14 protein-coding genes are annotated in these 14,477 nt (G+C 37.6%); 5 read left to right on the top strand and 9 right to left on the bottom strand.

Annotation, left to right across the window (positions count from 1 at the left end; all coding sequences use genetic code 11):
- Positions 1–13: 13 nt before the first annotated feature.
- From CVS91_RS00480 to CVS91_RS00455, 6 genes are read right to left on the bottom strand one after another with little or no spacing between them, the layout of a single operon-like run.
- Positions 14–553, bottom strand: a complete 540-nt coding sequence (locus tag CVS91_RS00480; RefSeq protein ID WP_087583125.1) for a hypothetical protein — start codon at positions 551–553, stop codon at positions 14–16.
- On the bottom strand, positions 550–1,869 hold the full coding sequence (locus CVS91_RS00475) for an ATP-dependent DNA helicase (protein ID WP_107829525.1): 1,320 nt from the start codon (positions 1,867–1,869) through the stop codon (positions 550–552). Before CVS91_RS00475 ends, CVS91_RS00480 begins: the two co-directional genes overlap by 4 nt.
- Positions 1,870–3,885: an SH3 domain-containing protein gene (locus CVS91_RS00470; RefSeq protein ID WP_107829523.1), complete on the bottom strand. Its 2,016-nt coding sequence runs from the start codon at positions 3,883–3,885 to the stop codon at positions 1,870–1,872. It lies immediately after the preceding gene.
- Positions 3,882–4,376, bottom strand: a complete 495-nt coding sequence (locus tag CVS91_RS00465) for a chemotaxis protein (protein WP_107829521.1) — start codon at positions 4,374–4,376, stop codon at positions 3,882–3,884. Before CVS91_RS00465 ends, CVS91_RS00470 begins: the two co-directional genes overlap by 4 nt.
- Positions 4,369–4,812 (bottom strand): DUF523 domain-containing protein, encoded by a 444-nt coding sequence (locus CVS91_RS00460; RefSeq protein WP_107829519.1) that lies wholly within the window; start codon positions 4,810–4,812, stop codon positions 4,369–4,371. Before CVS91_RS00460 ends, CVS91_RS00465 begins: the two co-directional genes overlap by 8 nt.
- Positions 4,809–5,675: a D-amino acid aminotransferase gene (locus CVS91_RS00455; protein WP_107829517.1), complete on the bottom strand. Its 867-nt coding sequence runs from the start codon at positions 5,673–5,675 to the stop codon at positions 4,809–4,811. Before CVS91_RS00455 ends, CVS91_RS00460 begins: the two co-directional genes overlap by 4 nt.
- Before the next feature lie 103 nt (positions 5,676–5,778).
- Between CVS91_RS00455 and CVS91_RS00450 the strand changes: the two genes are divergently transcribed.
- On the top strand, positions 5,779–6,285 hold the full coding sequence (locus CVS91_RS00450) for a hypothetical protein (protein WP_002940170.1): 507 nt from the start codon (positions 5,779–5,781) through the stop codon (positions 6,283–6,285).
- On the opposite strand, the gene CVS91_RS00445 is transcribed toward CVS91_RS00450, so the two are convergent.
- The 3 genes from CVS91_RS00445 to rsmH are packed head-to-tail and all read right to left on the bottom strand — an operon-like array spanning position 6,264 to position 9,423.
- Positions 6,264–8,213 carry an FUSC family protein gene (locus CVS91_RS00445; protein ID WP_107829515.1) on the bottom strand — a complete coding sequence of 650 codons (1,950 nt, stop codon included), beginning with the start codon at positions 8,211–8,213 and terminating at the stop codon, positions 6,264–6,266. The genes CVS91_RS00450 and CVS91_RS00445 overlap by 22 nt on opposite strands.
- Positions 8,204–8,497 carry a hypothetical protein gene (locus tag CVS91_RS00440; RefSeq protein WP_002940285.1) on the bottom strand — a complete coding sequence of 98 codons (294 nt, stop codon included), beginning with the start codon at positions 8,495–8,497 and terminating at the stop codon, positions 8,204–8,206. Before CVS91_RS00440 ends, CVS91_RS00445 begins: the two co-directional genes overlap by 10 nt.
- Before the next feature lie 2 nt (positions 8,498–8,499).
- Entirely contained in the window at positions 8,500–9,423 is a 924-nt protein-coding gene (gene rsmH / locus CVS91_RS00435; protein ID WP_107829513.1) for a 16S rRNA (cytosine(1402)-N(4))-methyltransferase RsmH, read from the bottom strand.
- Positions 9,424–9,549: 126 nt separating this feature from the next.
- Between rsmH and CVS91_RS00430 the strand changes: the two genes are divergently transcribed.
- From CVS91_RS00430 to ftsZ, 4 genes are all read left to right on the top strand, one after another.
- Entirely contained in the window at positions 9,550–10,137 is a 588-nt protein-coding gene (locus CVS91_RS00430; RefSeq protein WP_107829511.1) for a class II aldolase and adducin N-terminal domain-containing protein, read from the top strand.
- A 139-nt stretch (positions 10,138–10,276) separates the two neighbouring features.
- Positions 10,277–11,734, top strand: coding sequence for a peptidylprolyl isomerase (locus tag CVS91_RS00425; RefSeq protein ID WP_107829509.1), 1,458 nt, complete (start codon positions 10,277–10,279; stop codon positions 11,732–11,734).
- A gap of 5 nt (positions 11,735–11,739) precedes the next feature.
- Positions 11,740–13,158, top strand: coding sequence for a cell division protein FtsA (gene ftsA / locus CVS91_RS00420; RefSeq protein ID WP_107829507.1), 1,419 nt, complete (start codon positions 11,740–11,742; stop codon positions 13,156–13,158).
- A gap of 14 nt (positions 13,159–13,172) precedes the next feature.
- Positions 13,173–14,312, top strand: a complete 1,140-nt coding sequence (gene ftsZ, locus CVS91_RS00415; protein WP_012001610.1) for a cell division protein FtsZ — start codon at positions 13,173–13,175, stop codon at positions 14,310–14,312.
- The last annotated feature ends 165 nt before the right edge of the window (positions 14,313–14,477 follow it).

Here is a 14,477-nt window from a genome sequence, read left to right as displayed (position 1 = left end):
AAATTTATCTTTTTTATTTCTCTCCGAAGTCTTTTCCAAATTCTTGCACATTATTTAGATCGATCGGCTTTTGCACCACGTCATTTGGATCAGGTGCGACGATGATCTCATTGCCTTTTTTCTTCTTTTCTGGCTTTGTCATCACATCTTCATTTACGCTTGAATCAGAGCACAAATTTTGGCTTTTTATCGCTTTTATGATCTCGCTTAGCTCTAGATTATTTATCACTTTGATATTTAAAATAAGCACGTCATCGATATCAAGTGAGTGCTTTTTGGCTGCGTATTTCATAAAGAGCTCTTTAAATTTCTCTTTTCCCATTGAGGTTAGGATATCCTCCACGTAAAAACTACCAACAACGACGTTTAGCGCATCAAGCACGTAGGCTTCATTCTCCTCCACATCACGTCCGACAACTTCAAGGTTCATGCTTATCTTTTTTGTTAAATTTTGTCCAGCTTTTGAGTAGATATCTGTTTGAAAGTCACTCACTTTTAGCACGTCTGCAAATGCAAAAACGCCAAAAACAAGGCTTAAAAATAGCTTTTTCATAAACTCTCCTTAATATGCAAAAATACGTTTTCTTGGTAAAATTTCTTAACTTCGTCGTCAATTTTAACCACTTTTCTTAAATGCTGCCTAAAATCACTTTTCTTATCATAAAAAAGTTTTAAATTTTTAGGATTTACCGCGCGAGAAAGTGCGACGTAGAGCTGTCCTTTGGCAAAGATGTGGTTGATGTTGCAAATGAGCGAATTTATGCTCATGCCTTGAGACTTGTGGATAGTTAGCGCATAGGCGAGTTTAAATGGAAACTGATAAAGCGAAGCCTGCACGTTCTCCTCGATCTCGTCTTCGTTTAAATTTAGCGCGCAAAAGTTATAAGCGCACTTTTCTATCTCGCAGATCTCGCCACTATCTTTTTGCACGATCACGCTTGATATGGCGCCATTTTCTTTTAAAATTTGCATGATCTTGCCCTGCTCACCGTTATAGTACTCGCCCCATTTATTTGAAGTAAAGATGATTTTTGCGCCTATCTTCATCTCTAAATTTCGCGAGATATTTAGCGTATTTGCCCACTTTTCAAACTCTTTTTTATCTAAATTTTCATCCATAACAAGCACGTCCGAGTTTGAAATTTCAAGCGGTGCATTAAGCGCAAGAAGCCTCTTTTGATTTAGCATCTCAGCCTCGGCGTTTCTGCCAAAAAGCACGCTAGTCTCGCTATCTGGCTCTATGGCATCCACTCGCAAGCTCTCGATGTAGGCCATCATCTCATCATCTAGCTCACCAACTCTAAGACGAGAGAGAATTTCATAAAATTTAAGATCATTTGTGCGTTTTGAGAGCAAAAGCTCGACATTTGTAAATTTCATATCCTCCCACGCACTGGAGTTAAAGGCGTATAAAAAGTTAAAAAGCTTGCTCTCATTTTGCTCTTTTTGCACGGGTGGTAGCTGATAAAAGTCGCCCACTATGAGCACCCTGCCTTTAAATTTAGATGTAAGCAAGCGGTATCTTATCATCTCCATCACGTTTGAGCTAACCATCGAAATTTCGTCTATTACAAGCAGATCGCAAGCATCTAGCATATTTCGTAGCTTGCTTAGCTTATCTTTTTGGCGGTAGTCAAGCCGTCTTAGCTCCTCGTAGTCCTTGCAGTAGCCAAATTTAAAAAAGCTATGCAAGCTCACGCCCCCAAGACTAACAGCGCTTATGCCAGTTGAGCCAAGGATGATGACGTTTTTGAAATTTTCTTTGTAGTGTCTGATGATGGAGGCGGTCAGATAGCTCTTGCCAACACCGCCACCGCCTGTTAAAAAGACATTTGAGCGAGATAAAATTTCTAAAATTTGATCTTTCATCTACTCAAACATCTCTGGGCGATACTCAAAATGCATCGTATCAAAGTGCTTCCAGCGTCCGCCCCAGATAAATTTATGCTTCTCGAAAACTCGCACGATCTTTTCAGGGATCAAATTCTCATAGCCCTTGCTCCACTGCCAGTAGTGGCTCTTTTTTACATTTATATCGATCGCGATGCCGTAGCTGTGCGCGCTTAGGCGGTTTGTGCCAGCGATGATGCGCCACTTAAATGTCCCGCCTGGATCTTTTAGGTACTCAAGTAAATTTGGATCGCTCTTTGCCATTTCGTTTAGCTCGTTGCTCACATCCTGCAAGGCAGCTGCGGCGCCATTTTTAGAGTTAAATTTTAAAGGCAAATTTAAAAAATCCTTTAGCCAGATGACATCAACCAAATTTGCCCTTACTGCGCTCTCACTTGAGCCATAAATTTTGCCTAGAAGCTCGTAGTTTCTGCATCTGCCAGCATCACTTAGAGCTGCGCTAAGTGGCGAAAACGCAGCGTAATCAAGCGCGTTCATATCCTCTATGTCAGCCCCAGTGCTGCACTCTTCATCTTTTTGTTTAAAATCATCATAGACCAAACTCGTGCCATCACTAAATTTAACCAAATTTTCTTCGATCTTTACGCCATAAGCTCGCTGTAAAGCTGAGATCTTTCTAGCCTTATCTAGCATCCCTTGCTCAGGTCTCATCACATTTATAGAATCAACCTTAGAAATTAGCAAATTTGCACTTTGTATGTCGCTTCTGTTTTGTCCGATGTTTAGCGTAGTTATCGCGGTCGCTCCAATTAGCGCACGGCCATTATTTGCAGTCTTTAGTCCCCAAGCATCATGCACGACGTAGATATCATCGCCCTTGTATCCAGCATAGAGCATGATGTGACCTGGTAGATGCACGAGCGTGAGATATGGCACGCCCTTTTCTTTTATCTCTTTGCTCTTTGCAGCGTTGCTAAGGCCTTTTAGATTGATCTTTTCTCCCATATTTGCCTGCGCCCTTGAATTTCTTGGCAACCACACGCCAAAGCTTGCTAGCAAGTCTTTTGTAAAAAGCGAGCAGTCTCTTAGCTTATCCACCCCGCCCCAGCCATAAGGCTGAGTAAGAAGCGAGCTAAGAATCGTCTTTAAATTTGAATCGTTAAATTTAAGTGGAAAAAGGGCGCTAAAAGACTTTGGGAGGACAAACTCCCTAAGCATATTTCTTACATAAATTTTGCCGTAGTAGTTTTTGTCATCTTGCGCCAAAACTGGCAGTATCGCGCCAACACGTGAGTAAAATAAAAAGTTTCCGCCCTTGTCATAAACTGGCATCTTGTCGGTTTTTATCGTTACAAAGCTTGATTTTTGATAGGCAAGCGCCTCTTCGTCGCTTATAAATTTGATATCTTCAACCTTCACCCAGCCCCAAACCGCATCATCACTCACAAACGCCCATGCCCTATCCTTTGAGAGGTGCGATACAAAGAGCGGATGAGCGATGCTTAGGGTTGATTCTTGCAGATAGTCAAACGGATAGCCCTCACCTGGAGTTTGCGGATTTAAAAATATCGGCTCGTCGGTTGGGAAATTTCTTACAGCTGTGTTTGCTGAAGTTAGAGCGTAAGCTGAAATTTGCAAAAAGCCAGCGAAATTTGCATTCTCCTTTTGTGCGTCAAACCAGCTTTGAGGTATCTGCCTAAAATTTGAGCCAAAATACTTTCTCTTCTCGCTTGGTTTATATACATTAAACGCCCAAAAAGCGTCGTTTGGGTTAAATTTCACGCCTCTTAGAGTAAAAACCTTAAATCTTCTTTTTAAAATTTCATCTTGAGCAAAACTCGCACTTTGCATATTTTGAGGTAGCGACGAGGCGTCTTGTTTTACTTCAAATTCAAGCAAGCTGATGCGTTCATTTGGCTTATAGACATTTTCGTCTGGCAGAGCATTTTGCTGCTTGTTTGGCTCTGGCTTTGTTGTCTGCGAACAACCCAAAAACAAAGCAACACTAAGTGCTAAAAATATACCTTTTTTCAAATTTCTTCCTTATCCTTAAATATAGCTTCGACGATCAAAACAAAGATATAAAACATCTTTTCATCGTTGTTTTTGCAAATTTGTTTCATCGTCTCGTTTTGATCCTTGACCTTTATATCGTTTGATCTTAAAATTTCTACAATATCTGAGCCAAATTTCTTTGAAATTTCCCCAACTTTGACATCATTTAGTGCGTTTAAAAACCTTGTCGTGTTGCAGTCCATCTGCACTGGCTTATGCTTTAAGATATTTTTAAACTCAAGGCTTAGCTTTTTTAGTTTTTTCTTCTTGACGTAGCTGTGGATTATGGTGAGGACAACCAAGCTAAAGCCAAAGAAAATGTGCAAATTTAGCGAAAACTCGCTCATCTCTCCCTTTAAAAAGAGCACGCCGCTCGCAAAAAGCCCCACCACGCAGGCAAAAAGTAGCAGCAAGATGATGTATTTAAAGATCACCTCGAGCAAGATGTTCTCTTTTAGCTTCTCAAACATCAAGCCGCCCTATCTCATCTTCGCTAAAAACTAAAATTTCATTTTCTTTTAGCAGTTTTGCCGCTACGCCGTCACCAAAGATTAGCTTTTTAGTGAAGCTTCCATCATAAATTTGCCCGCTCCCGCAGCTTGGACTTCTAGCTTTTAAAATAGCCTTTTTGCAGCCATTTAGCTTAGCTATCTTTAGGCAAATCTCAGCCCCAAATTTAAAATTTTCGCTCACATCTTTAGCTGTTTTTGTAACGACTAAGCCACCTTTCATCTCAGCTGGCTCTCTTGGCGTGCTAAGTCCGCCAAAGACCTCTGGACAGACAAAAAGCAAATGATATTTTTTCGAAATTTCATCTAAAACGTCTCTATCCAAAATGTTATTTTCGCCGTTAAATTTGCAGTTTATACCAGCAAGACAAGCGCTTATTAAGACCTTTTCTCTCAAAGTCCGGCTTCTTTTAAAAGCTCGCTAGCATAAATTTCACGAAGTTTGCTTGAGATTTCGCCCACTTTTGCGCCGTTTATCGCCTTGCCGTCAGCATAGATGACTGGCAAAAGTATGAGCGTAGCAGCCGAGATAAAGACTTCATCAGCCGCGTAAACCTCGTCCATGCTAAATTTACGCTCCTCTATCTTTAGTCCGATATCTTTAGCGATCCTTAAAAGCCTCATACGGCGGATCCCTGGCAAAATTTCATTTGAAAGTGGCTTGGTGATGAGAGCTTTATCCTTGATGATAAAAGCGCTCGAGCTACAGCCCTCTGTGACAAAGCCGTTTTCCACCATAAAGCCCTCGTCTGCGCCCTTTTTGTGAGCCTCATTTTTAGCGTAGCACTGAGCTAGAAGAGAGATCGACTTTATGTCGCGCCTCTTCCACCTGATGTCCTCGACGCTTACCACTTTTATGCCAGTTTTTGCAGCTGGGTTGTTTAAAATTTCACTCTCGTAGCAAAAGATGAAGACGCTTGGGGTTAAATTTTCCATAAAATAGAAATTTCTAAACGCCACGCCTCTTGTTACTTGCATGTAAATTCCACCCTCTTTTAAGGCATTTTTGGCGATCATCTCATTTAAGATCGCTTCAAATTTATCTTTTTCGTAAGGCAGGCTTATATATATCTCGTTTAAGCTTCTCTCAAACCTCGCCCAAAAGCCCTCTTTATCAACCATTTTTGAATTTATCACAGGCACCACTTCATAAATTCCATCGCCAAATATAAATCCTCTATCAAATGCACTAACTTTTGCCTCATCTTTTGGCAAAAACTCGCCATTTAAAAAGACCGTTTCTAAAGCTTTATCTGCCATTTTTAGCTCCTTAAGTTTGTGCAAATTGTATCTAATTTTGTTTGAATTTATAGATTTTTAGATACAATGAGCTGAAATTTTTAAGGTAAAAAGTCTATAAAAAATGAAAGAAAATCTAAGAAACACTATCATTAAAAATATTTTTTTCGTCTCAAAACAGCCAGTTTTATTTAGAGATTTACTTGAAGCAAATGCCCTTTTTAACGAAGGTATGCTAGTTGATGGCGCAAAGCTAAATTTTAGATTTAACCACGTGAAGCTCTATCAAATTTACGCACTTATCTGCTTTGTAGTCTTGTTTCCGCTTCTTATCATCACGCACCACTTTTTAGCAAAGGCTGACGCGCACATCTCGATAATAGCAACTACCATCGTCACTTCAGCTGTTTTTATCGGCTTTGATATGTTTAAGGTTTGGGCAAGAAGAGAGATAAGCTTGGATCTTATAAAAAAGGCTTGGAGCGTGCATTTTCCATATTTTGGATATGAAAAGTATTCAAGCAAGGTTGAAGAAATTTACAACACCGCTCTTAAAAATGATGTTTCAAAAAAAGATTTAGAACAATATATATATGAAAAGCTAATCTCTCAAAAAGAGAGCGCTGAGTAAATTTCATTTTGTTTTAAAGCAACTCGTAAAATTAGCTTTTTAACGTTTTCGTCTTTGCAAAGCAGCTTCGCTTCTATCTCGTTTATGAAATAATATGGAAGTTTTTTGATCTTTTTATCTAACATCAAAAACCTATCTGAGATGATTTTTACATCATTTTGCAAGGCGTTTTTCTCTTTTAACTCATCTAAATTCAGATAATTTCTAAGCTTAACCAGATCGCTATTTATATCATCAAGCTTGCTAGCTATAAATTTTGCATTTTTCATATTATCATCGTCTAAATTTTTACTAACTTTTATAGCGTAGTTTAGCTCATTTAGCGAGCCTAAAACCCTTTTTTCATCCGTGCTAAAAGCATCTTTGTTTGACTCATTTAGAGAAATTTGCACTAAATTTCTAAAACCTATCAAGGCACTGCTTAAGCTATCTTTTATCGCTGTATAGTCATTTTTCCTAGTTAGCAAGTAAGTGAGAAAAACTATCAAAAAGCCAGCTGCCACGTCAAGCAATCTATCGACCATAAGAGCCAAAAAGTCTCTTTTTATAAGCGAAAAAATGGCTGTAAATTCAAACATAAAAGCCGTTGCAAAGACGATTTGTTTGTAAGATTTAAGATAATAAACCAAAAACATACCGATAAAGACAACCACGTAAAATGCGTATGACTCACCCATAAATTTCACAAAAACAAGCGCGATAAAAAAGCCGATAACTCCGCCAAGAAGACTATCTCTGCCAGCATTTTTCAAAGCATCTTCGTCGTTTTTGTTTAGGCTCATCACCGCTATGGCGATCCAAATTCCATGATTTATATGCATCGCCTGCGCTATAAAAATGGCTAGCGACATGCAAATGGCAAGCCTTAAAGACTCTTTTAATATTTCATTTTTTAAATTTAGCTTTTTAAACGCCTCTTTTAGCGTGATCTTTTTTGTGTTATTAAACGAGAGTTTGTCCTCGCCGCCCTCTTTTATAAGCAAAAATTTATCATAAAGCACGCCAAGCGAGCTTGCAAAAATTTTAAAATTTGAGTTTTTAGCTAAATTTAGCGCATCAAATTTTAGTTTTGGAGTTTGATTTTTGAAAATTTTTTTAAGCTCAAAAAGGTTGTAAGCGATCTCATTTTTTACCTCATTTAAAAGCGCTTTGTCCTCGATCCTTTCAAACGAAGCGCCCAATGTTCGAAGCAAAAGAGCTATCTCTTCAACTTTATAAAAATAAAATAGCGCTTTGGCTTGATTTCTAACTAGCTTAACATCTTTTATCTTTAGGCTTTTGTTTGCAAAAATTTCTTTTGATTTATCAATCAAGCTCATCAAATCTGCAATACTTGCGTAAAAATGGCTCGTGCCAAGCGCCTTGCTCGATAAGATGGAGCTGTCTAGTAAAAAGCTGATGCTCTTTTTAGTAAATTTTCCGTATTTGCCAAAATTTTCAAATTTTATGATGATGCTTAGCACGCCAGCGAGCACCAGACCGCCGATGCTTTCAACCACATTTAGCCCAACTGCGGCCTTTGTCACAAAGGCAACTAGCCCTGTTGCATTTACAGCGAGTAAAATTTTGTTTAAATTTGAGCTATAAATTTGGCTAATGCCTACCACAAATATCCAGACAAATACGATAAGCGAGAGCCAAACGCCAAGGCTGATAAATGGATCAACAAAGGGCATAAAAGCACAAGAAAGCGCGATGTAAAGTAGTAAAAATGCAAATTTGCTCCTATCTTTGCACTCAAGCTCTCCAAGAAAGAAGATACCCATCGTGATATTTACAGCCATGATAGCGCCGCTTAGATGAAAGAAGTAAAAGCACAAAAAGCAGTTAAAAGCGATGGTTGTGGCAGCTTTTAGCGAGTAGATGAGCTGGAAATTTGCAGGGTCGTAGTAGCGGATAAAGCTTTTAAATTTCTTAATTATTTCCATTGACGCTCTTGCATATTGTTTAAAATTTGATTTTTATAACGCAAATTTTCAAGCTTTATGCTAAGAGCTCTGTTTTCTTCAAGGAGCATATCTCGTTTGCCGCTGATGTCGGCGATATCTCTACTTATATAATAAATTTGATTTGCTATATAAATTTTTGGCAAAAATAGAGCCAGCGCTATAAAAACCGCCAGATAGACCATCACTAGCGTCTTAAAGCTTAAATTTACCTCACGTTTTTGCTCCTCGTCGTGAAGTGTTAGCAGCTCTTCTTTTTCTTGCATCTTCATCCTTTTATCTTAAAAACACGCAGTTTTGCGCTTCTGCTTCGTGAGTTTTGCGCTAGCTCACTTTGGCTTGCTGTTAGTGGTTTTTTGGTTAAAATTTCGCCCAGTTCGTGGTTGTTTCCGCACTCACATCGGTAGATGCCAGGCGGACAGATACAGCTATTTGCCCACTTTTTGAAGCGCTCTTTTACGATCCTATCTTCAAGCGAGTGAAATGTTATAATCGCCACCAAGCAATCTTTAAACCCGCCCTTTTCTATACTATCAAGCAAATTTGTTAGCTCATCTAGCTCGCCATTTACTTCTATCCTGATCGCCTGAAAGGCAAGGATCGCAGGGCTAACGCCGCGCCCTTTTATCTGAGCTGTGCCTATTATATTTGCAAGCTCTTTTGCGCTTGTTATCTTGCCTAAATTTCTAGCATTTATTATCTTATTTGCGACCCCAGTGGCATTTTTTAGCTCGCCGTAATCCCTAAATATCCTAACAAGCTCATCAAATGAGTAGCCATTTACCACCTCATAGGCGCTAAAACCTCGCTCTTTATCCATACGCATATCAAGCGTGTTTGAGCCTATACTAAAGCCCCTATCATCTTTGTCTATCTGAAGTGAACTAACGCCAATGTCGGCTAAAATTCCTCTAACGTTTGAAATTTCATCGCTGCTAAGTTTGCTAATAAGCTCAGAAAAATTGCTCTTATAAATTTTCACTCTGCTGCCAAATGGCTCAAGTTTTTTGAGCGAGAAATTTATAGCTTCATTGTCTCTATCGCAAGCGATCAAATTTAAATTTTCATTTTGAGACAAAATAGCACTAGAATGTCCAGCATATCCAAGCGTGCAATCTATAAAATTTCCACGCATGTCTTTAAAAAAAGATAAAACTTCGTCAAGTAAAACGCTAATATGCGGACTTTGCAACACTGCCTCTTTAATGAAATTAGTGTGAAAATTTATCGAAATTTTACTTAAAAAGCTATCATTACATAAAATTTTACACAAATTTTAAGATAGCTTAAATATAATCACCCAAACATAGGAGAAAAAATGGACTTATTGCACTCAACAAATGAGATAAAAAAGATATCTCTTTCGATGTTTAGAAAGAATTTTTTTGGTGTTTTTCATGGTTCTATCTCAGCGAGGGTAGAAAAAAATCAATTCATCATCAACAAGCAAAGTGCCATTTTTGACGACTTGCAAGATAGTGATCTAACGCTTCTTTCATCAAAAAAGGACTACCGATGGAATGATGCGAGTTTAGATGCTGATATACACTTAAATATCTACAAAAACATAAATGAAGCAAAATTTGTCTGCTATACCATGCCTCCATACGTGACAGCTTATGCAATGAAACATGAAAAGATCGCACCAAAAGACTATTTTGGGTGCATGAGATTTAATGAAATTTTAGTCTATGATCCAAAGCAGTTTGACGACTGGTATGAGCGTGCTGAGACAGAAATTTATAGAGCGATGATAGAGAAAAATACTAACGTTGTCGTGATCAAAGGATACGGCGTTTACGCGTATAGCAGGAGCCCTCAGCTACTTGCAAAAGATATAGCTTTGTTAGAAAATAGCTGCAAACTGCTTCATTTTACTGGTGGTTACAGCGATTTTAGCATTTAAATTTTTGCTAACAAAGATAAAAAATGTTAGTAAAAATTTAGCAAGAAACGTTTTTATAAAGCCCCATTTTAAGCTTATTTAAGCCAAATTTCTATAAAATATCGCACAAGCTTTGTTAGTATTTTAAAGGAAGAACTTAATGTTATCTTGGATGCAAAAACATAAAAAATACCTAGTCGTGACAATTTGGGTAAGCACGATAGCTTTCGTCGGTGCTGGTTTTGTCGGCTGGGGCGCATACGATCTAAACAGCAACAGAGCTACTTCGGTAGCCAAAGTAGGACATAGAAATATAAGCGTTCAAGAGTTGCAACAAAAATATGATAGGTTATATCAGTACTACAACAACGTATTTGAAGGCAAATTAACTCAAGAGAAAGCTGAAGAGTTAGGCTTAGAAAATGCTGCACTTCAAGCTGCTATTCAAGAAAATTTACTTTTAAATTTTGCAGATGACATCGGTCTTAGCGTTAATAAAGACGATGTTTTAAAATATATAATCGTCGATCCAACATTTCAAAAAGACGGCGTTTTTGACAAAAATTTATACTACGATGTGCTAAGAAGAGCTAGGATAAACCCAACTGATTTTGAAGACAATCTAAAACTAACTATCTTACTAGATAAACTTAGAACTATTTTAAATTTACCTGCAAGTAAAGAAGATATCGCCATGATGGAAGCTAGCTTTTTCATGCAAGATAAATTAGCTGTGCAAGTAGTAAATGCTGATCAAAACGATATCAAAGTAGATGAGAAAGAGCTAAAAGATCTTTGGGAGATAAATAAAAATAACTATATGACAAAGACACTTTATGGTATAGATACATACTTTGTCGACTCAGAAAAAAGTGACGCAAACGAAAGCGTTTTAAAATCTTACTATAACGAGAACCAAGATAAATATAAGGGTTCTGATGACAAGATAAAACCTTTTAGCGAGGTAAAAGCTGAAGTTAATAAAGACTACAACATAGAGCAAAGTAAAACTAATGCTTTAGAAAAGTATGTCGCTGTTAAAAAAGCTGAACTTGCAACTAATGGTTTTATAAGTGTAAATGAGGACAACGCTACTTTTTCACTTGATGAGATAAAGGGCGCAAAAGTTGGTGAAGTGATAAAACCATTTATCTATAAAGATGGCTATTTGATAGCTAGAATAAAAAGTATAACTCCTCCACAACCTATGAGCTTTGAACAAGCAAGAGCTAATGTACTTGAAATTTATAAAAGCAAAAAAGAAAAAGAAATTTTAACAGCAAAAGCAAAAGATACTCTACAAAACTTCAAAGGCACAGATGTTGGCTTTGTTAGCAGAGAGGTAAATGGCTCTATTGCGGGCTTAAACGAGAGTGACACAAGAGCTTTTATATCTCAACTTTTTGACACTAACAACACAAAAGGTTATGTTATATTAGATGACAAAGCCGTAGTGTACGATATTTTGGAACAAAGATTGCTTACTAACAATATAAATAACAACTATAAGCAAATAACACAACAAAATGTTGCAATGCTTAAAAACAACGAGTTGATAAAAGATTTAACAAACAAACTTCTAAAATATTATGAAGTTAAAGAATATGTCAAAAGGTAAAAATTTTGAGTACTAGAATTTTAGGCATAGATGTCGGATCATTTCAAATTTGCGCTGTTATAGCAGAGCACAATGATGATGGCATAAAAATAATAGGAATAGGCACAGAAAAAGCACAAGGTATAAAAAAGGGTGCTATAAACAACATTGAACTAGCTGCAAAATCTATAAAAAATGCACTCATAGAAGCACAAAAAGTTGCGGGCACACACTACGAAAGAGTAGTAGTTTCGATATCTGGAAAATATACTAAAAGTGTAAATAGTAGTGGCGTAGTAAATATACCAAATCATGAAATAGGCATAAAAGAGATAGAGCGTGCCATGCAGATGGCAGATCACAATGCCGAGACTTCCCCAGAATATGAAAAACTTCATGTCTTACCTTACAACTTTAAGGTGGATGGACAAGAATTTATAGAAGATCCTATTGGCATGAATGGCACTAGACTTGAAGTGCAAACGCATATCATAAGTATTCAAAAATCACAACTAAGCAATCTAAGAAAAGCTATAAATTTAGCAGGTGTGCAGGTTGATAATGTAGTTCTTTCTGGTTACGCTTCAGCCATAGCAACACTAACAAAAGACGAAAAAGAACTTGGTGTTGCACTTATAGATATGGGCGGTGAGACATGTAATATGGTAGTGCACGCTGGAAATTCACTAAGATATAACTCATATCTACACGTTGGCTCTGCAAATATAACTATAGATCTTTCAATGGCGCTTCATACTCCTTTGCCAAAAGCTGAAGAGATAAAACTAGAATATGGCAAGCTAGTAAATAAATCAGTAGATCTTATTGAGCTTCCAAGACTTGGCGATGAGCAAAAAACTCACGAAGTTTCACTTGATGTTATATCAAATGTCATCTCAGCTAGAGCAGAAGAGACTGTGATGGTGCTTGCAAATATGCTTGAAGATAGTGGATATAAAGATCTAGTTGGCGCTGGCATAGTACTAACCGGCGGCATGACAAAGCTTGATGGACTAAAAGATCTAGCTTCTGCGATATTTGACAACATGCCAGTCAGGATCGCTAGGCCAAAAGAGATGGATGGTTTATATGAGATTTTAAGAGATCCAGCAAATTCTTGTGCCATAGGACTTTGCATGTATGGCGCTGGTGAATTTACACCTTATGAGATAGACTCAGAAAAAAAGATGAGATATAAAGGTGAGTTAAGATCAAAGCCAAAAACAAATTTCAACATTTTTGAAGAAGAGAAAAAAGAGAAATTTGAAGCAAAAAAACAGGATAAAGATGATTTTGAAGAGGGTATTGAGCTTGTAAATATGGATATAAATTTAGAGCAAACAAACAACAAAAATGAGCTTGCAAATATCGCTGATATAAGTAAGCAAGAAAAAAAACCAAGTGCTTTAAAGAAATTTTGGCACAGCATGACGCAACTATTTTGAGGAGAATTTTTACAATGAGCAACAGTTTCACAATCGAAGAGAACAAAAGCCTATATAGCGCAAAGATAAAGGTAGTAGGCGTAGGTGGTGGCGGTGGTAATATGATAAACCACATCATCAGAGAGAATCCAAATTTAGACATCGATCTAATGATAGCAAACACAGATGCTAAGGCACTTGATAATTCTCCTGCGCACACAAAGATACAGCTTGGTGAGAAAAAGACAAAAGGTCTTGGCGCTGGTATGAGACCAGAAGTTGGCAAAGAAGCTGCACAAGAGAGCTACGAAGAGATAAAAAGTGCTCTTGAGACTTCTGATGTTGTGTTTATCGCTTCAGGCCTTGGCGGTGGTACAGGTACAGGTGCTGCTCCAGTTGTTGCACAAGCAGCAAAAGAGATAGGTGCGCTAACAGTTGCTGTTGTGACTATGCCTTTTTCATTTGAGGGTAAAAAACGTAGCAAGCTAGCAGATATAGGTCTAAGCGAGCTTAGAAAAGAGAGCGACTCTATCGTTATCATACCAAACGACAGACTTTTAACTTTGATAGATAAAAAATCAGGCATCAAAGAGAGCTTTAAAATGGTTGATGAAGTGCTTGCAAGAGCGGTAAATGGTATGTGCTCTATCGTGCTTGACTCTGGTGTTAGCGATATCAACCTTGACTTTGCTGACGTAAAAACAGTTATGAGCCACAGAGGTCACGCTTTAATGGGCGTTGGCGAGGCTTATGGCGAGGGTGCAGCTCAAGAAGCTATAAAAAATGCTATCCAATCTCCACTACTTGACAACATGAACATAAACGGAGCGCTTGGCGTTTTAGTTCATTTTAAAATGCATCCAAACTGCTCACTTGATGATCTTCATAGTGCGATGTCAATGATTGAAGAGGCTTCTGATGATGATGCTGATGTAATCTTTGGTACAACAACTGATGAAAACATAGAAGACAATAAAGTCGAAGTTACTATCATCGCAACAGGTTTTAAAGGTGCAGAAAAAGAAAGCGAAGAAAAAAAAATAGCCCAAGAGCCTGAAAACGATCTTCTAAATAAAAATATCGTTTTAAAAAGAAGAGTAAGCGGTGGATATAACAGTGATGAGTATATCTCTCAGCTAGATATCCCATCATATCTTCGCCACCAAATGGACTAAGTCCTAACTAAAAATTCTCCTGTTAAATTGCAAGTTCATCTTGCAATTTACCTTTTTATATATTCAAATTTTAACCATTATCTAGCAAATACCTAAAATTATATTCTATAACTCGCATTTTTAGTTTTTACTTACATAAATTTATTTGTAAATTTATTCAAGAAT

Source organism: Campylobacter concisus, from assembly GCF_003048985.1.
GTDB lineage: Bacteria > Campylobacterota > Campylobacteria > Campylobacterales > Campylobacteraceae > Campylobacter_A > Campylobacter_A concisus_AY.
This window is presented reverse-complemented; position numbering and strand designations above follow the sequence as displayed.